Here is a 26,713-nt window from a genome sequence, read left to right as displayed (position 1 = left end):
CGGAAATTGTAGAGCGCGAAACCATCCACACCGTCGTCCCGGCGCAGGCCGGGACCCATTACCCCGACTGGATGGTGTGGCGCGACGCTGTGGCCGCAGCCTGCTCCCACAACAAGCTGCGGTGGCTATGGGTCCCGGCCTTCGCCGGGACGACACGGAGGTTGTTAGGCCGCCGGAACGACGGGAGGTTAGACTCCCCGCTCCAGCAACGCCCGAAAATCCGCCCGCGCGCGCTGCGCCTCCGCCCGCGCGGCCTCCGAGGCATCGCCGAGGCCAAAATAGCCGTGAATCAGGCCCTCGCCGGCGTGATACGTCACCGGCACGCCGGCCGCCTGCAACGCCCGCGCATAGGCATGGCCCTCGTCGCGCAGCGGGTCGAACCAGGCGGTGGTGACAACGGCCGGCGCGACACCGGCGAGAGACTTCGCGCGCAGCGGCGAGACGCGCCAGTCGGCGCCCTGTGCCGGGTCGGCGAGATAATGCCCGCAAAACCACTGCATCACCGCGCGCGACAGGAAGTAGCCCTCGGCATTCTCGGCGCGCGACGGAAATCTGGCGTTCTCGGCTGCGTCGGCAAAACCGCCGACCACATCAGTGACGGGATAGACCAGCAGCTGCCCGGCGAGCCTGATCCCGGCGTCGCGGCAGGCGAGCGCCGTGGTGGCGGCAAGATTGCCGCCCGCGGAATCGCCGGCGACGCCGACGCGGGAGAGGTCGCCCCCGAAGTCAGCGATGCGCGCGACGACGTCGCGGATCGCGGCGAACGCATCCTCGAACGCGCCGGGGAAGCGCGTTTCCGGCGGACGGCGGTAATCGACCGAGATCACCACCGCGCCGGTCTCGATCACGAGGTTGCGGGCCTGGCGGTCATGGGTCTCGAGATCGCCGGCGACCCAGCCGCCGCCGTGGAAGAAGGTCACGGTCGGCGCCCGCCCGCTGCCGCTCCGATAGAGCCGCGCGGCGAGCTTCCCCGCGGCGCCCCGCACCTCGATATCCCGCGCGACATCGACCGGCGGCGGCGGCACCGCCTTGCGCGCCTCGGCCAGCGCGCGCAGCGAGTCGCGCGCGCTCTGCGGCGTCATGACCGTAGGATCGCGCAACGGCAGCAGCGGAATGATCTTCTCAATGACGGGATCGAGCAGAAGCGGCATGATCGTGCTTTCTCGGGAGCAGTTGCCGTCTATCTGACAACATGCTCCCGAAAAGCACAACCATCATGCCAACCGTCATGCCACGTGTTGCGCGAGCTGCTCCGGCGCAGCCTCGCCCTCGTCGCCGGCGGGCTCGGCCTGCGCGGCGGGCGCAGCGGCCAGTTCCTTGGCCAGCGCGGTGGCGCCGACATAGTCGGTCTTGCCGGTGCCGAGCAGCGGCACCTTGTCGACGACGCGGATGTCGGCGGGCACCGCGAGCTCGGAGGCGCCGACGCTCTTGGCCTGGCGCTGCATCGCGGCGCGGTCGGCATCCTTCTGCGTGGTGAGCAGCACGATGCGTTCGCCCTTGCGCTGATCGGGAAGCGTGACCGCAACCGACATCGCCTGCGGCCACAGCGCGGTCGCCATGGTCTCCACCGCGGACAGCGAGACCATCTCGCCTGCGATCTTGGCGAAGCGCTTGGCGCGGCCCTTGATCGCGATAAAACCCTGCGCGTCGACCGTGACGATGTCGCCGGTGTCGTGCCAGCCTTCGGGCAGCGGCTCGAGCACGCCGGGATTTTCGGCGCGGAGGTAGCCGATCATCACGTTCGGGCCCTTCACCGACAGCCGTCCGCCTTCCTCGATGCCCGGGACCGGATCGAGACGATACTGCATCAGCGGCGAGATGCGGCCGACGGTGCCCTGGCGGTTCGCCATCGGCGTGTTCATCGCCAGCACCGGCGCGGTCTCGGTGACGCCGTAACCCTCGAGGATGCGGATGCCGTAGCGCTCCATGTAGATCTGCCGCGTGCGCTCCTTCACCGCTTCTGCACCGGCGATGACGAGCCGCAGCGTGCGGAAGTCATAGGCATGCGCCGAGCGGGCGTAGCCGGTGAGGAATGTGTCGGTGCCGAACAGGATGGTCGCGCCGGTCTGGTAGATCAGCTCGGGCACGATCCGGTAATGCAGCGGCGACGGATACATGAAGATCGGGATGCCGCCGAGCAGCGGCATCATCATGCCGCCGGTCAGGCCAAACGAGTGGAACACCGGCAGGACGTTGAACACCTTGTCATTGGCATTGGCATCGACCCGCGCCAGCGCCTGCGCCGCGTTGGCGAGGATGTTGCGGTGGGACAGCACGACGCCCTTGGGCGTGCCTTCCGAGCCCGAGGTGAACAGGATGACCGCGGGATCGTTGGCGTTGCGGGCGACGCGCGGCGCGATGCCGGCGCGGAAGCCCGCGATCTTGTCGGCGAGGCCGATGCCGGCCCTGACATCCTCGAGATAGACGACGCGCGTCTGGCCTTCGATCGCCGCGATCAGCTTGTCGAGCTTGCCCTTCTCGATGAAGGCCTTCGAGGTCAGCACGGTCTTGACCTGCGCCGCCTTCATCGCGGCCAGCACGTTGACCGGCCCGGCCGAGAAGTTGAGCATCGCCGGCACGCGGCCGATGGCCTGCAGCGCCATGAACACGACGGCGACGCCGGCCGAATTCGGCAGCAGCACGCCGACATTCTCACCGACCGCGGTGTCCTGCTCGAGCTTGCGGCTCAACACCTGCGCGCCGAGGATCAGCTTGCGATAGGTCAGCTTGGTGCCGAGCGCGTCCTCGATGATCGGCTTACCGGTATCGCGGTCGCGATAGGCGTGGCCGAGGCCCTCGAACAGCGTCTGGTCGAGCATCGCGTTCTTGACCATGGCGTCGATCATGACGTCCTGCAGCGCGGCACCGGCGGCATTGCGGCGCGCCTTGCCGCGCAGCGACTGGTCGACCGGCAGCTTCACCGGCGGCAGGATCGAGATCGTCACCTTGGGGAACCAGGAGCGCTTGATCTCGCCGTTCTTCAGATAGCTGAGATGCGAACGCTGTGCGCCCTCGATGCGGACCGGGACGACGACTGCATCGGCCTTGTCGGCGATCATCGCGGTGCCGTCATAGACCTTCATCAGCGAACCGGAGACCGTGATACGCCCTTCCGGGAAAATCACGACCGGCTCGCCGGCGGCCACCAGCTTGATCAGGTCGCGCGCGGCCAGCGGCTTGGATGGATCCATCGTGTAGTGCTTGATCATCTTCAGGAACGGCTTGGCCCACCACGCCTTGGAGATGCCGGTGTCGACCGCGAAGCTCGCATCGATCGGCAGCGTGGCGTGCAGCAGCGGGCCGTCGACCAGGCTGACATGGTTGGGCGCGATCAGCATGCGCGTGCCCTCGGGCGGCAGGTTCTCCATGCCGCGCACCTCGACCCGGAACAGCGCACGGAACAGCAGCGCGCCGAAATCGCGCACGCCCTCCTTGCCCCACTTGCTCAGCACGAACCAGACGGTGCCGAAGCTCGCGATGGCAAGACCGAAGAAGATCCAGGCGATCGCAAGCCCCGTGGCCTGCAGCGCGCCGACGAACACCGCGCCGGCGACCATGAAGCCGGCCTGCAAAATGTTGCCGGCGGCGATGATGCGGGCGCGTTCGGACGGTGCGGTCCAGGCCTGCACCGCGGCAAACGACGGCACCACGAACAGGCCGCCGCCGAAGGCGAACAGGAAGAAGTCGGCCAGCATGCGGAAGCCGCCGAACGAGCTTGCAAACGCAGCCGCGGTGACCTCTTTGCCGAGCGACGTGGTTGCGATCGCCCAGGCGAGGTCGAGGCCGATCACGCCCATCACGATGGCGCCGATCGGCACCAGCGCGAGATTCGGGCGAACATGGCTCAGCTGCGCCGCGAACAGCGAGCCGGCGGCGATGCCGATCGCGAACACGGCGAGGCACAGCGTGACCACGCCCTCGGTGCCGCCGACGCCTTCCTTGATCAGCGCAGGCAGCAGCGACAGCACGATCGCGCCGACCATCCAGAACCAGGACACGATCACCATGCCGTCCCACAGCCGCGGTTCGGCGTAGAGCGACTTCAGCAGGCGCACGGTCGAGGTCCAGGGATTCTTGGTGATCAGCAAATCGGGCGCGGAGGGCTGCGTCAGGGGGATGCGCGACGCGAACGCCCAGGACAGCACGGAGAGGCCGACCACGGCGGCGCAGATCCAGCCCATATGGCTGGCGCCGGCGACGAACATGCCGCCGGCAATGGTGCCGATCAGGATCGCCATGAAGGTTGCGCCCTCGACCAGCGCATTGCCGGTTGCAAGCTCGGAAACCGAGAGCTGGTCGGGCAGCACCGCATACTTCACCGGACCGAACAGCGCAGCGACGATGCCGAACAGCGCCAGCGCGATGAACAGCAGCGGGATCGAATGGGTGAAGAAGCCGGCTGCGGCGAACGCCGCGGCGAAAATCTCGAAGAACTTCAGCCGGCGGGCGACGACGGATTTGACGTAGCGGTCGGCGAGCTCGCCGCCGAGCGCCGACAGCACAAAGAACGGCGCGATGAAGACCGCACCCGCGAGCTGAACCAGCGCCGGCCCCTGCTCGTTGGCGACGCCATAGAGCAGCATGATGACCAGGGCGTTCTTCAGCACATTGTCGTTCAACGCCGAGCAGAACTGCGACCAGAACAGCGGCGCGAAGCGGCGGGACGACATCAATTCCTTGATCATGACCGTTTCCTTGGGTTAGCGCGCGAGGCGCTGGCAGGTCTGCGAGTTCGCGTGGCAGAGAATGGTGAGCGTGGTGAAATGACGGAGATGCCGCAGCCTTTAGTCTTTTCCGCAACGTATCGGTTCGAACCGGCGCACATCCGCCGGCGCCGGAATACCGGGACATTGCCCGCCAGAGATGTACGAGACCTTATCCAGACCTGGGGTTGCTCGGCGCCGAGGCGGGTTCGCGGGGGACATGGTGAGCGCTTTGTTGAGGTTTCGGCGACAATTGCCGCCGGTACGGTTCAGGTCAGTTCACTCAACCCGCGGAACGGCGACCACCGGCAGTGGCGCGGCTTGCACCCGCGGCCGCCCGAGGCCGCCCGGCGCGGCGCGCGCCGGTCCGCGCGCCGCTGCTCCAGGACACCTGCGACGTCGCAGGCACGGGCGATCCGCTCGATCGGCTCCATCGCCGGGGAGAGGATGGCGCGGCCAAAGCCCTTCACGAGCTCGATCGCGTCATCGACAAGGGTGCTGGTCAATTGAAGTGCTAGGGTCTGCATGTGAGTGGCCTCCTTAGCCAGCTTGAGCAACGCTCAAATTAGTAGTACGAAAATGAACATTGTTCAAGAAGAATCGCGACGGGATCGAAAAAAACTTCAGCGGCGGACCCTGCTGATCGAGATCGCACGCCGGTCGATTGCCACTAAAGGATTGAGATCATTGAAGGTTCGCGACGTCGCCGAGGCCGCCGGCTGCTCCATCGGCAGCGTCTATAACGAGTTCGGCGACTTCGACGGCCTGATCCTGACGGTGAACCGGGAGACCGTCGAGGGCCTGACTACACGGCTAAAGGCGATTCCAGCCGACGATCCGCTGCACCAGCTGCACGGGCTCGCCGACGCATATCTCGGCTTCGCGACCGAGCACGCCAATCTGCTGCGCTCGCTGTTCGAGCACCGGATGGAGGACGACCGGCCATTTCCTGAAGATATCCTCGCGATGGTGATGGACGCGTTCGTGCTGATGCACGCGCCGCTGCTGCGGCTGCTGCCCGATCGCGATCCCGACGACGTTGCGCTGCTGTCGCGGATGATGTTCTCCGCGGTCCACGGCATCATCTCGCTGGGCCTCGAGGAGCGCATGGTCGCGGTGCCGCCGGAGCGGCTGCGCGAGCGGCTCGCGCAATTCGTCGACACGCATCTTGCTGGATTGGGCGTAACCCGCAGGCCGTAGTCAGGCTCGCGTGCCGCGATCATGTTTGATTGCGTGCGACGCGCCCTGAGCGGCCGAGCGTCCAGAGCGGCTCAAGAAATACCACTCCGGTGCCGCCCTCCCGGAAGATCAGCTTGAACTCGATCCGTCCGTCCGCGGTGATGGAGGCCGAATGCAGTCCCGCATTGCCGTCGTATCGCAAGGTGTCGTCAAGGACATGCCCGGTGAAGCCGCCGGAAAAGCCAGGTCCGGGTGTACGGCTGTGCGGCATGGCCGGTCCATTCACGAGATACCCGGTCGCGACACCATCCCGATCGACGCTCGTGACGATCATCATGAACTGGCGGTGCGAGTTGATCCATCCTTCGTCGCTCACCCACACGCCGAGAAAGCGGCGGACACTGTCCGGCACGTCGTTTGCCGGCGCGTGAACGCGAAAGGCCGGAAGCGGCAACTGCTTCTCGACCGCCAGCGCAGTGATCCGCTCGGCATCCTGATCTGGCACAATGCCGTGATCCTGCGGCGCGAACCAGTTCGCCAATTCCGCCAGGGGATGCCGCATCCCGTTTGCGATCGGCGGCACGAATGCGAGCGCTGCGAAGGCGATCGCCGACAGGCCGGCGACAAGCAACCATCGGGGAAACACGGGCAAGCGTCCTGCAACGGCGCGCGGAGCGGATGTCGCGCCCGCGGCATCCCGCGGTGCGTGTTCGTGCGATGCCGAAATCGGCTTAGCATCGAGGCGATAACCCCGGCGCGATACCGTCTTGATGATGCGGTGGTCGTCATCCCGCAGTTTCAGGCGCAGCTCGCGGATGCATTGGACCAGCGAATCGTCTGAAACCGCGACGTGGCCCCACACCGCCTCGTGCAGATCCCGCTTGGAGACCAGCCGCCCGGCATTTCTGGCGAGACAGCCGAGCACCGCGAACGACTTCGGCCTGAGATCAAGTTCGACGCCATCCGCGCGCGCGACGCCGCGGGCGAAGTCCAGCTCAAAGGCATCAAATATCAATACGGAATCAGTCGCCGGGTTCATAGAGGTCACTCCATGCCCACAGACGGCACCAATCCGGGAAATTTAGCAGGAAAATCGTCGTTCTGTCACTTCTTCATCAGGACTTCCCCGTGGCGTGGACGATAGTGGCGGACCGGCCCGGCATCATTTCCAGGCACGCGGGAGGTTGACCATGTCGAGGGCACCGTTGGCCGCATTGGTCGGGGGGATTGTTGCGCTCGCGGCGGCGCAATCGGGAAACGCCCAGGCGCAGGAGGTCGTGAAGGTCGGCCTGGTGATGCCGTTGACCGGCGTTCTGGGGCCGGTCGGCAAACAGGCGGTCGCCGGGGCAAGGCTCTACATGGCGCAACACGGCGACACGGTCGCCGGCCGCAAGATCGAACTGATCGTCCGGGACGACGCGAGCGTGCCGACAATGCCAAGCGCATTGCGCAGGAACTGATCGTCAACGACAAGGTCGCGATCCTCGGTGGCGGGCTGACGCCGAGCGTGCTGGCGCTCGCACCGCTGGTCAATGAGAGCAAGACCGCAACCGTCGTCATGGTCTCGGGCACGTCGATCGTGACCGATCGGTCGCCCTACTTCGTGCGCACCAGCTGGACCCATGCGCAGCAGGCCAGCGTCCTGGCAGGCTGGGCGGCGAAAAGCGGATCGAAGCGGGCCACCATCATCGCATCCGACTGGGCACCCGGGCATGAAGCCGCCGGCGTATTTTCGGCGAGCTTCATCGCGGCAGGCGGATCGATCGTCGAGGCGTTGAAAGTGCCGCTGGCCAATCCCGACTTCGCACCGTTCCTGCAGCGCGCGCGGGACGGCAATCCCGACACCCTGTTCATTTTCGTTCCGACAAGCCAGGCCGGCATCCTGGCCAAACAGTTTGTCGAGCGCGGGCTCGACAAGAGCGGGATCAAGCTGATCGGCCCCGGCGACATCGCCGACGACGAGGACCTGCCGGGGATGAGCGATGCCATGATCGGCACGATCACGGCGGGGTTCTACTCCGCCTATCATCCGTCGGACCTGAACCGCGACTATGTCGCCGCGTTCCGCAAGGCCAACGCCAATGTCCGCCCGAACTTCATCAGCGTCAGCGCCTATGACGGCATGCATCTGATCTACCAGGCGCTGCAGGTGACCAGCGGCAAGACCAACGGCGACGCGCTGGTCGAGGCCATGAAGGGCATGGCCGGGGAAAGCCCGCGCGGCCCGATGTCGATCGATCCGAAGACCCGCGAAGTCGTCCACAACATCTACATTCGCAAGGTCGAGAAGATCGGAAGCGAGCTCTACAGCGTCGAGCAGGAAACCTTCCAGGCGATCAAGGATCCCACCAAGGTCGCGAACAGGTAACTGGGACGGAGCGGCAACCCTTCCGGCGCGGCGTCTCTTCGACGCCTCAGACCCGGGTGCGCGCGATCGTGCCGGCGACGATCTGCATGGCGACGCCGAGCACCCAGCCCGCCATGATGGTCGCGGTCCAGGCGATGTCCGGCTCGCTGCGCAGCACGACGACGCCGACCGAGAAGAACGCAACCATCGTCGCGAGGAAGGTGCCGACCGCGCTGAGCAGCTCCGCCGCGTCAATCTTGCGCGTCGAGGTCGTGTCCTTCGGATGGAAGAGCTTTGGCGGCGTATCGATGCCGACATAGAAGCCGATCGCGCCGCCCAGCATCATGAGCAGCAGGAAGGCCTGCGAGGTCAGCGCCGACACGCTCGAGCCGACATGGATGGCGACGAACAGACCGCTCGCGGCTCCCGCCAAAGCAAGGCCGAAGCGCTCCAGGATATGGGCAAACTTTCTGACGCGGCTGCGCATGGCTGTGCCTCATCAATGAATTGCACCGCTGGCAGGCTAGGCCTTTTCGCAGCATCGCGAAAGCCGCCGCCGCTCACATGGCTGCGACCACGCGACGCTATTGTGCGCCAGTTCACATCTATCGTGGCACGGAATGACTAAACATCGATCCAAAGTAGCAATCGAATCCGCTACTACTACCTTGCGCGATCCGCTTCATTCTTTTCAGCGAGCATCTTTCAATGCCGAGCCCCAAGATCATCATTCTGTCCGATGGCACCGGCAACGCCGCCTCCAGCGTCTGGCGAACCAATGTCTGGCGGATCTTCCAGTCGCTCGATCTGCAGGGCAACAGCCAGGCCGCCAAGTATGATGACGGCGTCGGCACGTCGTCGTTCGTCCCGCTTGCGCTGCTCGGCGGCGCCTTCGGTTACGGCCTCAAGCGCAATATCCTCGATGCCTACAAGTTCATCTGCCGAAACTACGACCACGAGAACGATTCGAAGATCTACCTGTTCGGATTCAGCCGTGGCGCATTCACCGTGCGCACGCTTGCCGCACTCATCCTCGATCGGGGCCTGATCGTCGCGGACACCGAATCCGAGCTGCACGACGGCGCGGTGAAGGCCTATCGGGCGTACCGCGCCGAGGGCTACCATTCGATATGGCGCATCGAGGTGCTGTTCCGCGCGCTGCGCGATTACATCCTTGTGCCGGTGTGGGATCGCCTCCGAGGCCACAAGTCTTATACAGAGATTGCCCGGAAGCAGGTCGCCGCGATCGAATTCATCGGCATCTGGGACACCGTCGCGGCCTATGGGCTGCCGATCGACGAGATGACCCGCGGCATCTCCAACTGGGTGTGGCCGCTCGAGCTGCCGAACCGCATTCTCAGCCCGCGGGTCAAGTGGGCGCGACATGCGCTGGCCCTCGACGATGAGCGCACGACATTCCATCCGGTGCTCTGGACCGAGCAGGAGCCGGGACAACCGGTCCCGGCCGTGCCCGCGACCATCGATGGCGAACGCCTCGTCCAAGTCTGGTTCGTCGGCATGCATGCCAATGTCGGCGGCGGTTATCCCGACGATGCCGTCGCGTTCGTGCCGCTGGCATGGCTGGTCGACGAAGCCGTCAAGCGTGGCCTGGTGTTCAAGAGCGCGCCGACTGCCGATCCTGATGCGATCAAGTCGATCAGATCGTCCGAGGACAAGGACGGCCGCCTCTATGATTCGCGCGCGGGCCTCGGCTCCTACTACCGGTATGGACCTCGCAAGGTCGCCGAGCTCTGCAACGATCGTTATGCCCGTGTCAGCGTGCCGACGCCGAAGATCCACGAAAGCGTGTTCGAGCGGATCGACAGCGGCGCCAATGCCTATGCCCCGATCGGACTTCCGCCAAACTACGTCATTGTCTCGCGAAGCGGCCAGATCACGCCGCTGGGCGAGACGACGTTCGAGACGCCGGCGAGCGCACCGGCGCGTTATGCGGCGCAGGAGAAGCTATGGAATTATGTCTGGATGCGCCGGATCGCCTACTTTGCCACGCTGGCGGCGTCGTTGCATCTGGCCGCGTTCTGGCTGTTCCACAACCAGCACAAGGAGCACGAATTCAGCTCCTGGTTCAGGATGATTTCGGAGCTGGTGCGCTTCGTCCAATCGTTCCTGCCCGATTCGTTTCACTGGTGGACGGACTGGTATGCCGGCAACCCGGAATGGTTCGCCGGCGGCGTCATTGCGGTTTTCCTGCTGATGGGCGTCGGCACCTCGCTCAGCGCCGCGATCAGGGACAGGATGCGGATCATCTGGCGCGACCGCGCGAACCCGACGCCGCTCTCCGGAATCGTGCACAATGCGATCTATCGATTCCGCACCAGCGCGGTCTATCAGTGGATCCTCAACTTCGGGAAGCGACACGCCGTTCCGTTCCTGCTGACGGCCTTGCTGGTCTGGTTCAGCGCGACACTGCTCAGCCATTTCCTGTTCAATGCCGCTGACTCGATGGGCGCTGTCTGCACGGGCACCGCGGCCGACAAGCTTGTCGCCGTCGACAAGGGCGTCCCGCAGGACGCAGCCGACTTCGATACCAGCGCGATTTGTGCGCCGACCGGCCTCAAGGTCCGCACCGGGTTCAAGTACGAGATCGCGATCACCATGGCGGAGCCGTGGGAGGACGCCGGACGGGCGGTGACGCCGGTCGGATACCGCACGTCGACGATCGAGGCCGCAAAACGTTGGCGTGGTTACGCCACGATTTTCCTGCGGCGCGTCCTGTTCCGGCCGTGGTTCAGGCTGATCGCACGGGTCGGACAGACCGGGGTCGACGAGTATTTTCTTGATCCGGCGCCGGCGCCCAACACCGATCCGCAGGTCTACAAGGCGCGGTTCACGGCCGATCGCAGCGGCGAGATCTTCCTCTACGTCAACCAGGCCGTCATCGGCCTGCCCTGGGTCTACAAATGGTTCTACGGCGATCACAAGGGCAAGGCGAAGGTCACGGTGCGGTTGCTGTAGGGGGTCGAGCCGCGCCCACAGGATCGCGACCCGACACGGAGCCGCCCGGCGTGATCCATCTGTGATCCAGCCGACAGTTCGGGTTGTAGATCAGCTGCTATGCTCCCTTTGCTAGATGGGCTGCCAGACGCCTGGAACGATCCGACGCGACACCACGGATCCCCGGGGAGTGCTGACGCGCCAGTTTCATATCGACCGGCTATTTTCACCAGCGATTTGGAGGCATCACCATGATTTCCCGAATTCAGGCGTTTCCAACCACAGACGGCATCTTCGTGGTCTGGGAAGTATCGGCGATGATCCCGAACTGTCTGGGCTTCGCGCTGTATCGCCAGCAGCAGGGCAAGACCGCGACCGTGGTCGACACCTGGGTCGGGTTCGAGGATCAGGCGCAGGGCCACAAGTCCGGCGAGCATCGGCCGAGCACCGAATGGCCGGTGCAGAAGACCAACTGGACCGATTTCCTGGCGCCGGCCGATGCGCCGGTCCGCTACGGCGTGGTGCCCGTCCTCAAGGACGGCGATACCAAGGTAAAGCCTGCGGCCAACGCGCCGTCGACGTGGACCGACTACGTCTCCGCCACGCCGTCGGGTCCGCTGAAGCCATGGTTCAACCGCGGCACGATCTCGGCGCAATGGCTGTCGCGCGCGATCGGCAAGGACAAGAAGCCGGCGCAGACGCTGGAGAAGGCGATCTCGACCAAGGGCAACAAGATTCGCGACTTCCTCAAGGGACAGCTTGGCGCCCGCCTGCTCGCGTTACTGGCCGATGCCAAGAAGAACAAGCGCGACGTCTATCTCGCGCTTTACGAGCTCAACGATCCCGAACTGATCGCGGCGCTGACCGCGCTGAAGGGCAAGGCCCATGTCGTGCTCGGCAACAGCACCGGCAAGTCCGACGCCACGGCAAAGGACACCGAGAAGAACGCCGGCGTGCTGAAGAAAGCCGGCGTCGACATCGTCCGCCGCAAGATCGCGCCGAGCCGCTACGCGCACAACAAGTTCGCGGTGTTCTGCGACGGCGCGCAGACACCGAAGGCGGTCTGGACCGGCAGCACCAACTGGACGCGTACCGGACTGTGCACCCAGAACAACAACGGCCTCGAGATCACCGACGACAAGATCGCCGCGGCCTATTACGACCATTGGAAGCTGATCTACGCCGACGGCAGCAAGTCGCCGAAGGCGCTGGCGGTGGCCGGCGATAAGGAATGGCCGTTCACCATCGGCCCGTCGAAGGTCAGCGTCTGGTTCACGCCGACCACCAAGAGCGGCGATCTCAAGGAAGCCACCAAGATGATCGAGGACACCGAGCATGGCGCGGTGTGCCTGATGCTCAATCCCGGCAACAAGGGCCTGCTCGGCCCGATCCTGGAGAAGGCGCAGGACAAGAAGCTCTATGTCCGCGGCGTGCTCAACAATTTCCCGGCGCAGGGTAAGGACAGCCCGAAGGATCAGCTGCAGCTGCTGGCCGGCGACGGCCAGCAGCAGGTGTTCAAGGGCAAGCAGATCGCCGACGTGATCCGGCCCGCCGGCATCGACAAGACCGCCGACTGGTGGGAGCACGAGATCAAGAACACCGGAAAATTCATGATCGCCGTGCACAGCAAGGTGATCGTGCTGGATCCGGCCGGCAAGAACCCGGTGGTCATGACCGGCTCGCACAATTTCTCTGACCGCGCCAGCACCAAAAACGACGACAATCTCGTCATCATCAGAGGCGATTCGCAGCTCGCGCTAACTTACGCCGCGCGCATCGTCAGCATCTACGGTCAGTATCGCTGGCAGGCCTGGCGCAACACGCCGGAGGGCCAGAAGGACAAGGGGCTGAAGCGCAGCGATGCCTGGCTGAGCAACCGCATCGGCAAGGGTTGGGCGGAAACCGAGACGCGGTTCTGGCTCGGCACGACCTGACTGCCTGATCTCCTATCGGGGGTCATGACATGAAACACAGGGCAGCGTTGCGGCTGCCCCGCGTTCTTCCTCACGCGCTACGCCGCGCGGCCGACCGAGGCGTCGAGATGCTTCAGCCGCGGCAGCACCTCCTGCTTCAGCAGCCGCAGCGAATTGTGCCAAGCCTCGGGCTTGTGCTTGTAGTCGAAGCCGAACACCAGCAGCACGCCGAAGCCGCCAACCTCCTGGTAGATCTTCTCGATCTTCTCGGTGACGGTCGCGGGCGAACCGACGATCCAGTTGTTGCGGGCGCAATATTCGACGGTGACGTCGCTGTCAGGCACGTCGGGCGAGGCTTTCAAATAATCCTTGAAACCGAAGTGACCGAGCAAGGGGAGAAAATACTCACCCATCATCCGGCCCATCATGTCGCCGGTCGAGAGCTTCCATGCCTCTTGATCGGTGTCGGCGACGAACACCTCGCGCACCATGCGCCAGTCCTTGCGGCTCGGCTTGCGGCCAGTCTTGGCGGCGCCGGCCTCGACCGAGTCCCAATGGCTGCCGACATAAGCCGGATTGAGATTGAGGCTCATCGGAATGAAGCCGCGCTCACCGGCGAGCTTCAGCGTGTCCGAGTTCTTCGACAGGCCCGCAACGCCGATCGGCGGATGCGGCGCTTGCTGCGGCTTGATGTGGGGTTTGAGGAAATCGAACATCGTGTCCGGCTTGGTCACCGTCCAGAACTTGCCCTTGTGCGTCCACGGCGCCGGCTCGGTCCACATTTTCAGGATGATTTCGAGCGCCTCGCGGGTCATGTCGCGGTTCTGGCCCGACATGCCGTCGACGTTGAACATCGCCCAGTCGCTCGGCAGGCCGCTAGCCGCGACGCCGAAGTTCAATCGCCCGTTCGAGATGTGATCGAGCATCGCAACGCGGTTCGCGAGTTCGGCCGGGTGATGATAGGGCAGGAGGAAACCGCCGGGGCCGATGCGCAGAGTCTTGGTCTGCAGCAAAGCCTGCGCGACCAACAGATCAGGCGACGGGTGCGGCTCCCACGGTGCGGTGTGATGCTCGCCGATCCAGGCTTCCTGGTAGCCGAGCTCGTCCAGCCAGCGCAGCACCCGCAGGTCCCAGTCGTGGCCCTCCTTCAATCCGCACTCCGGCGGATGCGACGGCATCGCGAAGTATCCGAGTTCCATGGGTTTCCTCTCTTTGTCTGATGCGTGTCTTCCGCACGCGATGGAAGAGTACCCGCCATGGCCGCGGCAGAACAATGGCCTTGTCGCATGCAGCCGGGCCGGGACTATGCGTAGGGCGTATCCTTCAGCATGGCCGCGATCCCCGAAAAGCTTCGCTCCATGATCTGCAGGAAGGCCTCGCGTGACGATGCGGCCGATCTGCGGGCCTTGTGCGCGCGAAGCCCTTCCGCATAGGCGACGGTGATTGCCGTCACCACCATCGAAGCGGCGAGCCGGGCATCGGCATCGGCGAGCGGCCGCGTGATCGCGCCCGCCAGCACGGTTGCGAGATCATCGATGAACTCGTCTCGCATCTCGCGCGCCCGCGCCGCGAGCGCCGGGCTCTCTGCGACGGTGCGCCAGAATTTCGCCGTTGCATCGGTGAATTTCGCGAACGGATGCGCTCGATCCGCCAGGCTCTGCACCAGCTTGCGCAGGGTCACGAGCGGCGCCTCGCCGGGTGCTCGCTCGGCAAACGCGGTCTTCAGAATCTGGCGGCTTTCCTCTTCGCGGTCGAAGAACAGATCTTCCTTGCGCGGAAAGTAATTGAACACCGTCATCCGGGAGACCTCGGCGGCCTCGGCAATTTCGGCCACCGAAACATTGTCGAAGCCGCGTTCCAAAAACAGCTCGGTGGCGACGTCCGAGATCGCCTGACGCGTCGCCTCCTTCTTCCGCTCCCGCAATCCATCCCGATTTGACATGTGAAAATTTGTACCATACTAAATATTATACCCAGTATAAAAATATGGTGACGGCGTGACGCGTGAACGAACGGATGTGGTGGTGGTCGGCGCCGGGCCGACCGGACTGCTGCTGGCGATCGAATTGACCCTGGGCGGCGCCGACGTGGTCGTCATCGAGCGGCTGAGCGAGCCCGACCAGACCATCAAGGCCGGCGCGATCGGCGCCCTCGCAGGCGAGGCACTGGAGCGCCGCGGCCTTGCCGACGCGATGGATGCGGTCGAACGCGCCATGGCGGAGAGTATGTCGACGCTCATGAAGGGCGCGGACGGCCAGAGCGAACTTCCGTTCAAGAAATTCGGCGGTCACTTCTCCGGCATTTTCCTGATCGATCAGACACGGCAGCACGAGCCGGACCGGCGGCTGCGCGGCGTGAACCAGCACGCCCTGGAGAAGATGCTGGGCGAACGCGCCCGCGCGCTCGGGATCGAGATCAGGCGCGGCTGCGAGCTGATCGATTTCAGGGATCACGGAGACGGCGTCGTGGCGCGGACGACGGGCGCGTCCGGCGAGATCGAGCTGCACGCCGCCTATCTTGTCGGCTGCGACGGCGGACGCAGCGCGGTGCGCAAGCGCTCCGGCTTCGACTTTCCCGGCACCGACCCGACCCTCACCGGACACCAGGCCATTGTCGACCTCGATCATCCGGATCGGCTGTTGCCGGTCGGCTGGCGGCGAACGCCTGTCGGCATGATGGCGTATGGACCGATTCCCGGCCGGGTTTTCCTCGCCGAGTTCGACGGACCGCCGGCCGATCGCAGCGCACCCATGACGCGCGAGGAGATCGAGACCACCCTGCGCCGGATCAGCGGCGCCGACGTCCGCGTCACCGCCGTCAAGACCGTCACGCGCTTCACCGACAATGCCCGGCAGGCCGCGAGCTATCGTAAGGGTCGCGTCCTTTTGGTGGGCGATGCGGCGCATGTGCACTCGCCGTTCGGCGGGCAAGGCTTGAATCTCGGCCTGCTCGATGCAGTCAACCTCGGCTGGAAGCTTGCGGCGGTTGTCTGCGATCGCATGCCGGACAGCTTGCTCGACAGTTACACCGAGGAGCGGCATCCGATCGCGGCGAAGGTGCTCGCCAACACCCGCGCCCAGGTCGCATTGATGCGGCCGGATGTCATGACCGACGCCTTGCGCGACATAGTCGCCGACCTGATGAGCCTCGACGAGGGCACGCGCTACTTCGGCGAAATGATCAGCGGCATCAAGATCCGCTACGACCTCGGCAGCGATCATCCGTTGGTCGGCCGGCTCGCCGGAAATTTCGCGCTCGGCGGCGAGGGCGCCGAAACGACGCTGTTCGATCAGATGGAGGACGGCAGGGCCGTGCTGGTCGATGCGACCGGCGGAGCTGCGTCAGCGGTCGCAGCTCGCTGGGACATCTTTGTCCGATGCATGCCAAGACGCAGCGGCCCTTCGTCGCTAATCCGGCCGGATGCCTGCATCGCCTGGGCGGCCGACGACACCGACACAGCGGGCCTCGACGCCGCGCTGGTGCGCTGGTTCGGGCCCGCCACGCATTGACCTCGCTGGCAAGGCGCGCTGTCAGCGCGCCCCGAACGTGGTCTTGCCGAACAGCGCCTTCTGCGTCGAGGGCTGCGAGCGCCAGTATTGCGGCGGCGCGTTCACCTCGCCGCCGAGCTCGGCGGCGGCGTGCCAGCCCCAGCGCGGGTCGTAGAGCATGCCGCGGGCGAGCGCGACCATGTCGGCCTTCCCCGAGGCGACGATCTCCTCCGCCTGCTTCGCTTCCGTGATGAGGCCGACCGCCATCGTGGTGACGCCGGTCGCCTCCCGCACCGCCTGCGCCGCCGGCACCTGATAGCCGGGTGCGAGCGGGATCTTCTGCAGCGCCGAGACGCCGCCGGAGGAGACGTCCATCCAGTCGACCCCGCGCTTCTTCAACTCCTTGGTGAACTCGATGGTCTGCGGGACGTCCCAGCCACCCTCGACCCAATCGGTCGCCGAGACCCGGACGCCGACCGGCTTGCGATCGGGAAACACGGCGCGCACCGCATCGAACACTTCCAGCGGGAAACGCATCCGGTTCTCGAGCGAGCCGCCGTAGCGGTCGGTGCGCTTGTTGGCGAGCGGCGACAGGAACTGGTGCAAGAGATAGCCGTGCGCGCTGTGCAGCTCGAGCGCGTCGATGCCGAGCCGGTCGGCGCGCTTCGCTGAGGCGACGAAGGCCTCGCGGATGCGCTTCAGCCCGGCGTCGTCGAGCGCCACCGGTGCGGCCTCGCCCTCCTTGTGCGGGACGTCAGATGGCGCCACCGTCTGCCAGCCGCCCTCGGCAATCGGGATCAACTGCCCGCCTTCCCAGGGCCGCTGGCTCGAGGCCTTGCGGCCGGCATGGGCGAGCTGCATCGCGACCGCCGCCTTCGAATGCTTGCGCACCGAGGCCAGGATCGGCTTCAGCGCCGCCTCATTGGCATCGCTGTAGAGCCCGAGGCAGCCCGGCGTGATCCGCCCGATATCCTCGACATGGGTCGCTTCAATGCAGAACATCGCGGCGCCCGACAGCGCCAGCATGTTGATATGGGTGAAGTGCCAGTCGTTGGCGGAGCCGTCGATCGCCGAATATTGGCACATCGGCGCGACCATGATGCGATTGGAGAGTTTCAGACCGCGCAGTTCGATCGGGGAAAACAGGGTGCTCATGTGGACGGTATCCGGGATCGGGGAAAGGGCACGGTTAACATAGAGGCGGCGGCCGCGATCACCAACTGTCCGGCGCGCCGAACAGGCCGGGGCGCAGACCAGCAATGCGATCGCGCCGCCCCTTGGGCGCGGCACATCAGTCCACCACCAGCGTGAACTGCAGCAACAGGTTGCGCTGGATCAGCGAGAAATTATCGTCCGAGATCATGGTCAGCACGGTCTCGCCCTCCGCGGTGACATGGGCGTCGATGCCTTCCATGTTGTCGATCTAGTTGCCGAGATCGGCGTTGAAGATCGCAGGGCCGTCGACGACGGCGCCGGGCGCGATGTCGGACAGCACGAGGCGGCGGATGCGGATGCCGACGCCGCCGAGCCAGGAGAACTTCCGCTCCAGGATCAAGAGATCGCCCGCCGGCAGCAGCACCGCGTCGCTGATGTCGAAATTCTCGGTGCGGCGCACGCTGAACTGCCCCGGCGTCTTGCCGCCGACCAGGAAGGCGATCAGATTGCCGCCGGCATCGAGCCCGCGCTCCGAGAACGCGATCAGCGTGCCGGCAAGCGGCTGGGCTTTCGGCATCACCTTGGGCACGAAGACCAGCGCCTCCAGTCCCTTGTTGTTGGGAAGCTTGCGCGCCGCCGCCGGCAGCGGCACCACCTCGCCGCGCGACCGGGTAAAGCCCTTGGAAAAATCGTAGCGCAGCACCTGGTTGACCCGCTCGAGCCCGACATAGGCGAACGAGCCGTCGAGTGCGAGCGATTCCGAATCGTACCAGCCGCGCGTCGCGGTGATCGGCCTGCCGTCGGCCCCGAGCAGCGGCGCCGCCTCGACATCGTCGAGCCCGGCCATGTCGCGGCCGCGATAGACGATGCGGCCAGTGAACCAACTGCCCTGATCGCTGACCGCGATGAAGCGCTCGCCCTTGGGATCGAGCCGCAATGCGGAGAGGCCGCCGAAGCCGGAAAACGACGAGGTCAGGATCAGCCCGCTGCGATATTCCAGCGCGCCGAACCGCGTGCGCGCACGATCGCGGATGTCGAACGACGGCAGCGGCCGCGCATTGACCTCGACCGCGACAGGTTCGTCGACGCGATGGCGGCCCGGCCTGCCGGACGGGCCCGGCGTCAGCGGCGGCTCGGTGGCGCTCTGCGCCTGCGCGAGACGCGGCAGCGCGGCCGCCGACAGTCCCGCCGCCATATCTCGAAGGAAACGGCGGCGGCTAAGGTGTGAGCGCATGTCTCACGAGTGGAGGCGGCGCCGGGTGCCTTGGGCGGGCGCCGAGCCGTGGGTCTCGCTGAACAGTTCGGCGAGCTTTTCGGTGATGGCGCCACCGAGTTCTTCGGCGTCCACGATGGTGACGGCGCGGCGATAGTAGCGCGTGACGTCGTGACCGATGCCGATCGCGATCAGCTCGACCGGCGAGCGGGTCTCGATCTCGTCGATGATGTGACGCAGGTGCCGCTCCAGATAGTTGCCCGGATTGACCGACAGCGTGGAATCGTCGACCGGCGCACCGTCGGAAATCATCATCAGGATGCGGCGCTGCTCGGGACGAGCCAGCAGGCGCTTGTGCGCCCAGTCGAGCGCCTCGCCGTCGATGTTCTCCTTGAGCAGACCCTCGCGCATCATCAGGCCGAGATTTTTCCGCGCGCGACGCCACGGCGCGTCGGCCGACTTGTAGATGATGTGGCGCAGATCGTTGAGGCGGCCGGGATTGGCCGGCTTGCCGGCGGCAAGCCACGCCTCGCGCGACTGCCCGCCCTTCCAGGCGCGGGTAGTGAAGCCGAGAATCTCGACCTTGACGCCGCAACGCTCCAGCGTGCGCGCCAGGATGTCGGCGCAGGTGGCGGCGACCGTGATCGGACGGCCGCGCATCGAGCCGGAATTGTCGAGCAGCAGCGTCACCACGGTGTCGCGGAAGGTCGCCTCCTTCTCATGCATGAAGGACAACGGGTGATAGGGATCGGTGACGACCCGCGACAGCCGCGCCGGATCGAGGATGCCCTCTTCGAGATCGAACTCCCAGGCGCGGTTCTGCTGCGCCATCAGGCGGCGCTGCAGGCGGTTGGCGAGCCGCGCCACGATGCCCTGCAGATGCGCAAGCTGCTTGTCGAGATAGGAGCGCAGCCGCTCCAGCTCGTCATGATCGCAGAGATCCTCGGCCGCGATCACCTCGTCGAACTTCGGCGCAAACGCATGATATTCCGGACCGCGCGGCTCGTTCTGGCCGCGTGAATTCGGCCGCGTCGCCTCGCCCGGCGTCTCGTCGTCGCCGAGCTCGCCGTCGTCGAACGTATCGCTGGTGGAGGCCTGCGCGCTCTCCATCGCGCTTTCGCTCATCTCTTCCGCCGTCGTCTGCGCCTGGTCGGCGCTCATCTCCTGCGCGGCGTCGGAATCGGGCGAACCTTCGGCACCGGACTGATCGCTCTCGCCGTCCTGGTTCTCGTCCTGGTCATCGTCATCGTCGGAATCCATGTTGCGGTCGTCGCCGAGATCGAGCGCCGACAGTAGATCATGGACGAGGTCGCCGAACTTGGCCTGGTCCTCGGTGAAGCGGCTGAGCTTGTCGAGCCGCGAGCCGATCTTGTCCTCCAGCGTCGGGCGCCAGAGATCGACCATCTTCTTGGCGGCCGCGGGCGGCGCCATGCCGGTCAGGCGTTCGCGCACCAGCATCGCCAGCGCATCCGACAGCGGCGCATCGGCGCGGTCGGTGATCTCGTCATACTTGCCGCGGTGGAAATGATCGTCGAGCATCGCGGTGAGGTTCTTGGCAACGCCTGACATCCGTCGCGAGCCGATCGCCTCGACGCGCGCCTGCTCGACCGCTTCGAACACGCCGCGCGCCTGCGGATTGCCCGGCATCAGCTTGCGATGCACCTTGGGATCGTGGCAGGCGATCTTCAGCGCGATCGAATCGGCGTGGCCGCGCACGATCGCCGCATCGCGCTTGGTCATCTTGCGCGCCGGCTCCGGCAGCCGGGCCTTGCCGGGCGCAAGCCCGGGACGTTCGGCGGCGAAGCTGACTTCGAGCTCCGGCTTCTTGGCGATCGCCTTCAGGCACGCCGACACCGAGCGCTTGAACGGCTCGGTCGGTGCTTCCTTCGACCCGGGACGGAATTTGATGTTGGAGGTTGTCATAGTGATTTCGTAAGCCAGTGGCGCGTGACGCCGCCGGGATACCCCTCAATCGAACCGAACTCTTTATATCCGTTGGCGCGGTAGAAGCCCGGCGCCTGGAAGCTCATTGTATCCAGATAGGATCGCGTCGCCCCGAAGCGCCGCGCCTCGTCCTCGATCGCCTTGATCAGCTTCGCGCCAAAACCCTTGTTGCGAAACTTTTGCTCCATCCAGAACAACTGGATGAACAACACCGCGGTCCAGACCTCGCCGACGATGCCGCCGACGATCTCGTCGCCTTGCCGCAGCGAGATGGCGAAGCGCTTGTACTTCTGCTTCCCCATCTTCTCGTTGTTGTAGCGGAGCAATCCGCCGAGCACCGCTTTCTTCGTCTGTGTGACTGTGCGCTCGACGGAGATTTTCGGCATGGACTAGCTGAGCGCCACGTTGATCGAGGATTCCGGCAGCTCGACGTTGAAGCAGCGCTGATAGAACTCGGCGACCAGCGGCCGCTCCAGCTCGTCACACTTGTTGAGGAAGGTGACGCGGAACGCGAAGCCGATGTCGTTGAAGATGTCGGCGTTCTCGGCCCAGGTGATCACCGTGCGCGGGCTCATCACCGTCGACAGGTCGCCATTGGCGAACGCGTTACGGGTGAGGTCCGCAAGCCGCACCATCTTGTTGACGATGTCGCGGCCTTCTTGCGTGCGATAGTGTTTCGCCTTGGCCAGCACGATCTCCACTTCCTCGTCATGGGCGAGGTAGTTCAGCGTGGTGACGATCGACCAGCGGTCCATCTGGCCCTGGTTGATCTGCTGGGTGCCGTGATAGAGGCCGGACGTGTCGCCGAGGCCGACCGTGTTGGCGGTCGAGAACAGGCGGAACGCCGGATGCGGCTTGATCACCTTGTTCTGGTCGAGCAGCGTCAGGCGGCCGGAGACTTCCAGCACGCGCTGAATCACGAACATCACGTCCGGGCGGCCGGCGTCGTATTCGTCAAACACCAGCGCGATGTTGTGCTGCAAGGCCCAGGGCAGGATGCCGTCGCGGAATTCGGTGACCTGCTTGCCCTCCTTGACCACGATGGCATCCTTGCCGACGAGATCGATACGGCTGATGTGGCTGTCGAGGTTGACGCGCACGCAGGGCCAGTTGAGGCGGGCCGCAACCTGCTCGATGTGGGTCGACTTGCCAGTGCCGTGATAGCCGGTGACCATCACGCGGCGGTTCTTGGCGAAGCCGGCGAGGATCGCAAGCGTGGTGGCGCGGTCGAAGCGATAGTCGCTATCGACTTCCGGCACGTGCGGATCGACTTCGGAATAAGCGGGCACTTCCAGATCACTATCGATCCCGAAGACCTGCCGCACCGACACCTTCATGTCGGGCATTCCGACGGGTTCTTGCGCTTTGGTCTGGACGGCGGTCGTCATTCATCCTCCGAGGTCCCGGGCATTCCCGAAACCAGATTAGGTCATTTGGCTGCGGATGGGGTGCTTCGAACAAGCCTAGCAGAGAGCAACGGCCGGCAGAAGCCCGCGGGCAAATCAAAGTTTCGTTGTTCTATCATAAAGATAGGAGTGAAACTCGGTTTTTGGAAGGCTGCCCTGCAAATCCCGCCGTACTTTCGCCGCGGCGCCAATGCGGCCTGCCCGGCCGGGCACTTTTCAGCCCGGCGGGGAGTTGGTAGCTCTCAGATCTATATCACCTCCACATGGGAATTTTGTGACTTCATTCCTTGACCCCTTGATCGCGTTCGTTTCGGCCCATGCCTGGCTTGCCTATCTGACGCTGTTTCTGGCCGCCTTGCTGGAGGCGGTGCCGGTGGTCGGCTCCCTGGTGCCGGGCTCGACCATCATCCTGGCGCTGAGCGCACTGGTGCCGGGCGGCGAATTGAAGCTCTGGCCGGTGCTCGCCGCGGCGGCCGCCGGCGCGATGCTCGGAGACGGCACGGCCTATATGATCGGCCACCGCAGCCAGCGCGAGATCCTCTCGACCTGGCCACTCTCCAACTACCCGCGCGTGGTCGCGCAGAGCGAGGCGTTCTTCAACCGCTGGGGCGTGCTCGCGGTGTTCTTCGCCCGCTTCGTGCCGCCGATCCGCGCTTTCGTGCCGATCACGGCCGGTGCGCTCGACATGCCGCCGGCGCGCTTCTACGCCGTCAACATCCCCGCGATCCTGCTCTGGGCGCCGGCGCATGTGCTGCCCGGCGTGCTCGCCGTCACCGCGCTGCATGACTATGCCGGGCTGCCGCATCACGAGCATGTCGGCAAGCATCTCTGGATGTTTGCGGTGGCGGGCGGCGCCGTGATCCTGGCGCTCGCGATCTGGACCATCCGCCGGCGGCATGGCGGCAGCCTGATCGAACCGGCCAGACCTGCGAAATAGTCGTGAGAACGAAGTCAGGTTGAATCGGTCTCGCGGCAGACTGGCTACACCTCTCCCGCTTGCGGGGGAGGTCGCAACGCATCGAAGATGCGGTGCGGGTGGGGGCTCTCTCCGCAATGTGACTCGCGGAGAGAGCCCCCACCCCGGCCCTCCCCCGCAAGCGGGAGAGGGGGCGCACCGCCTTCGCTATTGCTATTCAACCTAATCTCATCGCGCTTTAGATGCTGTTGGTCGCGCCGGCCCGCCCGGGCGCCGGGCCGACATAGCGCGCGCGAGGCCTGATCAGCTTGCCGAGCTGTAGCTGCTCGCTGGCATGCGCGATCCAGCCGACGCTGCGGGCCATCGCAAACAGCGCGAGCTCGCTGCCTGCAGGCATCCGCAGCGCATGCACCAGCACCGCCAGCGCGTAATCGATGTTGACGAATTCGCCGGTCGCCTCCGCGATCCGCTCCGGCACCTCCCGGGTGAATTTGCGCGGCGCGCCGGCCCGCGTCAGCGCCTCGAGCAGCGAGATCGCGCGCGGATCGCCCTTCTTGTAGACGCCGTGCCCGAAGCCGGGGAAACGCTCGCCCAACGCAACGCGCTCACGAACCACCGGCGCAACGTCGTTGTCGATCATTGTCTTGACGAGGCGCGAGGCGAGCACGCCGGCGCCGCCATGCATCGGCCCCTTCAGCGCGACGAGCCCCGCAATCACCGCGTCGTACAGATTGAGCCCGGTCGATGCCGCGCAGCGCGCGGTGAAGGTGGAGGCGTTCAGTTCGTGCTCGGCGAGCAGCACCAGCGCGCGGCGGATCAGATCGGGCGCGTGCTTGTTGTCGGATGTCCAGACCCGCGCCACCTGCTCGTGCAGCAGGTCAGCCGACGGCGCCGCGTTCAGCATGGTCGCGACCAGCAGCCGCAGAATGCGGGCGCCGACCATCGCGCGGCCGTCGGGCGCACGGGTGAAGGCGCCGGGATCGGCGCTTGCCGCCAGCGCCAGCACGGCGACCGTGCGGTCGATCGGCTGGGCGCGGCGCGCGGCCTCCGCGATCGCGCGCATTTCGTCCGAGACATGCGGACAATTGTCCGGGGCGAACGGATCGACGCCGGTGACGTCCCAGAGCAGCGTCGCGGTGTGCTCCAGGGTGTCGCGCTCGGCGAGATCGACGCAGTTCACGCCGCGATAGATCGGACCCTGCTCGGTGATGGTGGCGATCGCCGAATCCATCACCGGCAGGTCGGCGTCGAAATTGCGCAACCCGCGCGGCTCCGGCGACGGCACGCGGCGTTCCTTCAAGCCCCTGATGTCCTCGGCCCGGTAACGGTGGCTGCGCGAATCCGGTGACGGCTCGGAGCGGATCAGGCCGCGGCTGACATAGGCGTAGAGCGTCGCCGGCGAGATCGCGAGCTCGGCGGCGGCCTCCCGGGCGGACAGGTATAGCTCGGCGGATTTTTTCATATTGATTTATATAATCAAGATTGATCAACTCGTCGAGAGGCCCGACCTTGAAGGCGTGAAGCAAGGAGATCGGGCCATGAATGTGCATCTCACCAAGAGTCAGATCGGTCTGGACGGCGTTCCCGCCGCTGAGACCGTGTTGAGCCATGTCGACGGCGAGCGCGGCGAACTAATCATCGCGGGCGAACACGTCGCCAACCTCGCGGGCAAGTCGAGCTTCGAGGGCGTCACCGCGCGGCTGTGGAACGGCGCCACCGGCAAGTCGCTGAGCGAGGCCAATGTCCGCGCCAGCCTCGGCGCCGCCCGCGAACGCGCCTTTGCGCGGCTAGAGGACCTGCTGCCGGCGACCCGCGGCATGTCGATCGTCGACGGCTTCCGCGCCGCGATCGCAGGATTGCGCGGCGAGAACGGACTGGAGCACGAGGCGACCATCGTCGGCGCCTTCCCGGTGATCGCAGGCGCCCTGGTCCAGCGCGCCCGTGGCAGCGACCCGATCGCGCCCGAGGCGAATGCCAGCCACGCCGCCGACACGCTGCGGATGCTGCTGGGCCGAAAGGCCGCGCCGCGCGAGGTCGCCGCGCTCGACGCGTACTTCGTCACCGTCTGCGACCACGGCATGAACGGGTCGACCTTCACCACAAGGGTGATCGCATCGACCCAGGCCGACCTGTTCGCGGCCATCACCGGCGGCTATTGCGCGCTAACCGGTCCGCTGCATGGCGGTGCGCCGGAGCCGGTGCTGGAGATGCTGGATGCGATCGGCACGCGCGAGCGCATCAAGCCCTGGGTCGACGACGCGTTGGCGCGCGGCGAGCGGCTGATGGGGTTCGGCCATCGCGTCTATCGAGTGCGCGACCCGCGTGCCGACGTGCTGAAGGTCGCGATCGAGCGCCTGGAGGCCGACGGCGCCGACCTGCCGTTTGCCGGCGAGGTCGAGGCCTATATCCGCGGGGCATTGCGCAAGAAGAATCCGGAGCGGCCGCTCGAGACCAATGTCGAGTTCTTCACCGCGATCCTGCTCGACGGGCTGAAAATCCCGCGGCAGGCGTTCACGCCGATCTTCGCCGTGGCCCGCGCCGCGGGCTGGACCGCGCACGCGCTGGAGCAGCGGCGCACCGGACGGCTGATCCGGCCGAGTTCGTCCTATGTCGGGGCAGTGCCGAAGGGCTGAGTGCTAACGGGCTACGAGGCTCTTCTCCTTCCCCCTGAAAGGGGGAAGGTCGGGATGGGGGTCAGCCGCAGACGACACTGTTTGTGGAGGGAACGGATCCCCACCCGCTTTGCTCTCGCGAGCAAAGCGACCTCCCCTTTTCAAGGGGAGGTGCGGAAGCTCCGCATCCTCGCGTAGGAGCGGCGAAGGCCAGAGTTCAGGCCTCGCGCACCACGGTCTTCAGATAATTATACGCCTTGATGATCTCGATCAGGCGATCTTCGGTGGAGCGGTCGCCGCCATTGGCGTCGGGATGGTGCTGCTTCACCAGCGCCTTGTACTTCGCCTTGACGTCTTCCAGCGTCGCGCCGGCGCCGAGCCCCATCACCAGAAGCGCCTTGCGCTCGGCATTCATGACCTTGCGGGTCTCGGGCTTGGGCTCCGCGCCGCCCGGTCCGGGGCGCCAGCGGCCGCGGCCGTTGAGCTCGGAGAAGACGTGGAACGGATCGGAGGCGGCGTCGAGGCCATCGTCGCCCTTCTTGCCGCTGTTGGCGCCCATCTTCCAGGTCGGACGATGGCCGGTCAGCGCGTCCTTCTGGTAGCGCGCGACGTCGTCGGGATTCATGCCCTGGAAGAAATTGTAGGACTGGTTGTACTCGCGGACGTGATCGAGACAGAAGTGCCAGTACTCGCGCGAATTCTCACGGCCCTTCGGGGCGCGGTGCGCACCCTTGTTCTGGCAACCCGCCCATTCGCAGGTCACAGCCTGCTCGCCTGCCTGCGCCGTGCGCTTCGCACTCACCTTGGTCGGCTTGATGCGAATGGAGTCGAAGAATTTTGATGAATCGATCGGCATGTTCTCTTTGACTACGCAATGCACAA

At 65.6% G+C, this 26,713-nt stretch carries 19 protein-coding genes and 2 pseudogenes; 7 read left to right on the top strand and 14 right to left on the bottom strand.

All coding sequences use genetic code 11. The features are described from left to right. Positions 1-188 precede the first annotated feature (188 nt). The 3 genes from V5279_RS02275 to V5279_RS02265 all read right to left on the bottom strand — a co-directional run bounded on the left by V5279_RS02275 (position 189) and on the right by V5279_RS02265 (position 5,230). Complete coding sequence (locus tag V5279_RS02275; RefSeq protein WP_338694738.1) at positions 189-1,151, bottom strand: alpha/beta hydrolase; 963 nt, start codon at positions 1,149-1,151, stop codon at positions 189-191. A gap of 75 nt (positions 1,152-1,226) precedes the next feature. Continuing rightward, entirely contained in the window at positions 1,227-4,685 is a 3,459-nt protein-coding gene (locus V5279_RS02270) for an acyl-[ACP]--phospholipid O-acyltransferase (RefSeq protein WP_338694736.1), read from the bottom strand. Between the two features lie 287 nt (positions 4,686-4,972). Then, on the bottom strand, positions 4,973-5,230 hold the full coding sequence (locus tag V5279_RS02265) for a hypothetical protein (RefSeq protein WP_338694733.1): 258 nt from the start codon (positions 5,228-5,230) through the stop codon (positions 4,973-4,975). Positions 5,231-5,390: 160 nt separating this feature from the next. Here V5279_RS02265 and V5279_RS02260 point away from each other — a divergent pair, with 160 nt between their 5' ends. Continuing rightward, positions 5,391-5,903 (top strand): TetR/AcrR family transcriptional regulator, encoded by a 513-nt coding sequence (locus V5279_RS02260; RefSeq protein WP_338694731.1) that lies wholly within the window; start codon positions 5,391-5,393, stop codon positions 5,901-5,903. Positions 5,904-5,922: 19 nt separating this feature from the next. Here V5279_RS02260 and V5279_RS02255 read toward each other — a convergent pair whose 3' ends face one another. Next, positions 5,923-6,807 (bottom strand): winged helix-turn-helix domain-containing protein, encoded by an 885-nt coding sequence (locus V5279_RS02255; protein ID WP_338694729.1) that lies wholly within the window; start codon positions 6,805-6,807, stop codon positions 5,923-5,925. A gap of 265 nt (positions 6,808-7,072) precedes the next feature. On the opposite strand from V5279_RS02255, the pseudogene V5279_RS02245 reads away from it, so the two are divergent. Beyond that, positions 7,073-8,250 (top strand): annotated as a pseudogene (locus V5279_RS02245) (ABC transporter substrate-binding protein). A 46-nt stretch (positions 8,251-8,296) separates the two neighbouring features. On the opposite strand, the gene V5279_RS02240 reads toward V5279_RS02245, so the two are convergent. Then, positions 8,297-8,716 carry a hypothetical protein gene (locus V5279_RS02240; protein ID WP_338694725.1) on the bottom strand — a complete coding sequence of 140 codons (420 nt, stop codon included), beginning with the start codon at positions 8,714-8,716 and terminating at the stop codon, positions 8,297-8,299. A 221-nt stretch (positions 8,717-8,937) separates the two neighbouring features. Between V5279_RS02240 and V5279_RS02235 the strand changes: the two genes are divergently transcribed. Both V5279_RS02235 and V5279_RS02230 read left to right on the top strand, forming a co-directional pair. Beyond that, positions 8,938-11,205, top strand: a complete 2,268-nt coding sequence (locus tag V5279_RS02235) for a DUF2235 domain-containing protein (RefSeq protein ID WP_166301657.1) — start codon at positions 8,938-8,940, stop codon at positions 11,203-11,205. 230 nt (positions 11,206-11,435) lie between these two features. After that, positions 11,436-13,118, top strand: a complete 1,683-nt coding sequence (locus V5279_RS02230; RefSeq protein WP_338694722.1) for a phospholipase D-like domain-containing protein — start codon at positions 11,436-11,438, stop codon at positions 13,116-13,118. Between the two features lie 77 nt (positions 13,119-13,195). Here V5279_RS02230 and V5279_RS02225 read toward each other — a convergent pair whose 3' ends face one another. Beyond that, on the bottom strand, positions 13,196-14,296 hold the full coding sequence (locus V5279_RS02225) for an LLM class flavin-dependent oxidoreductase (RefSeq protein WP_338694720.1): 1,101 nt from the start codon (positions 14,294-14,296) through the stop codon (positions 13,196-13,198). 104 nt (positions 14,297-14,400) lie between these two features. Continuing rightward, positions 14,401-15,039, bottom strand: a complete 639-nt coding sequence (locus V5279_RS02220; RefSeq protein ID WP_338694718.1) for a TetR/AcrR family transcriptional regulator — start codon at positions 15,037-15,039, stop codon at positions 14,401-14,403. Between the two features lie 55 nt (positions 15,040-15,094). Between V5279_RS02220 and V5279_RS02215 the strand changes: the two genes are divergently transcribed. Further along, positions 15,095-16,606, top strand: coding sequence for an FAD-dependent monooxygenase (locus V5279_RS02215; RefSeq protein ID WP_338694716.1), 1,512 nt, complete (start codon positions 15,095-15,097; stop codon positions 16,604-16,606). Between the two features lie 21 nt (positions 16,607-16,627). Here the strand turns inward: V5279_RS02215 and V5279_RS02210 are convergent, their stop codons facing one another. The 5 genes and pseudogenes from V5279_RS02210 to cobS form a co-directional block, all read right to left on the bottom strand. Then, positions 16,628-17,740 (bottom strand): NADH:flavin oxidoreductase/NADH oxidase, encoded by a 1,113-nt coding sequence (locus V5279_RS02210; protein WP_338694714.1) that lies wholly within the window; start codon positions 17,738-17,740, stop codon positions 16,628-16,630. 136 nt (positions 17,741-17,876) lie between these two features. Further along, positions 17,877-18,974 (bottom strand): annotated as a pseudogene (locus tag V5279_RS02205) (esterase-like activity of phytase family protein). Positions 18,975-18,977: 3 nt separating this feature from the next. Then, positions 18,978-20,876: a cobaltochelatase subunit CobT gene (gene cobT, locus V5279_RS02200; protein WP_338694712.1), complete on the bottom strand. Its 1,899-nt coding sequence runs from the start codon at positions 20,874-20,876 to the stop codon at positions 18,978-18,980. Continuing rightward, positions 20,873-21,283, bottom strand: a complete 411-nt coding sequence (locus tag V5279_RS02195) for a GNAT family N-acetyltransferase (protein ID WP_338694711.1) — start codon at positions 21,281-21,283, stop codon at positions 20,873-20,875. The genes cobT and V5279_RS02195 overlap by 4 nt, the downstream gene beginning before the upstream one ends. 3 nt (positions 21,284-21,286) lie before the next feature. Continuing rightward, the gene (gene cobS, locus V5279_RS02190; RefSeq protein WP_338694710.1) at positions 21,287-22,285 is read right to left on the bottom strand and encodes a cobaltochelatase subunit CobS; all 999 of its coding nucleotides are present in this window, start codon (positions 22,283-22,285) and stop codon (positions 21,287-21,289) included. A 292-nt stretch (positions 22,286-22,577) separates the two neighbouring features. On the opposite strand from cobS, the gene V5279_RS02185 reads away from it, so the two are divergent. Beyond that, positions 22,578-23,240 carry a DedA family protein gene (locus V5279_RS02185; protein WP_338694708.1) on the top strand — a complete coding sequence of 221 codons (663 nt, stop codon included), beginning with the start codon at positions 22,578-22,580 and terminating at the stop codon, positions 23,238-23,240. A 217-nt stretch (positions 23,241-23,457) separates the two neighbouring features. Here the strand turns inward: V5279_RS02185 and V5279_RS02180 are convergent, their stop codons facing one another. After that, complete coding sequence (locus V5279_RS02180; RefSeq protein WP_338694706.1) at positions 23,458-24,681, bottom strand: citrate synthase family protein; 1,224 nt, start codon at positions 24,679-24,681, stop codon at positions 23,458-23,460. Between the two features lie 76 nt (positions 24,682-24,757). On the opposite strand from V5279_RS02180, the gene V5279_RS02175 reads away from it, so the two are divergent. After that, complete coding sequence (locus V5279_RS02175) at positions 24,758-25,852, top strand: citrate synthase/methylcitrate synthase (RefSeq protein ID WP_338694704.1); 1,095 nt, start codon at positions 24,758-24,760, stop codon at positions 25,850-25,852. A gap of 196 nt (positions 25,853-26,048) precedes the next feature. Here the strand turns inward: V5279_RS02175 and V5279_RS02170 are convergent, their stop codons facing one another. Beyond that, complete coding sequence (locus V5279_RS02170) at positions 26,049-26,687, bottom strand: J domain-containing protein (RefSeq protein WP_029079593.1); 639 nt, start codon at positions 26,685-26,687, stop codon at positions 26,049-26,051. Positions 26,688-26,713 lie beyond the last annotated feature (26 nt).

The sequence above is a fragment of the Bradyrhizobium sp. 26S5 genome, assembly GCF_036923295.1.
Classification (GTDB): domain Bacteria; phylum Pseudomonadota; class Alphaproteobacteria; order Rhizobiales; family Xanthobacteraceae; genus Bradyrhizobium; species Bradyrhizobium septentrionale.
This window is presented reverse-complemented; position numbering and strand designations above follow the sequence as displayed.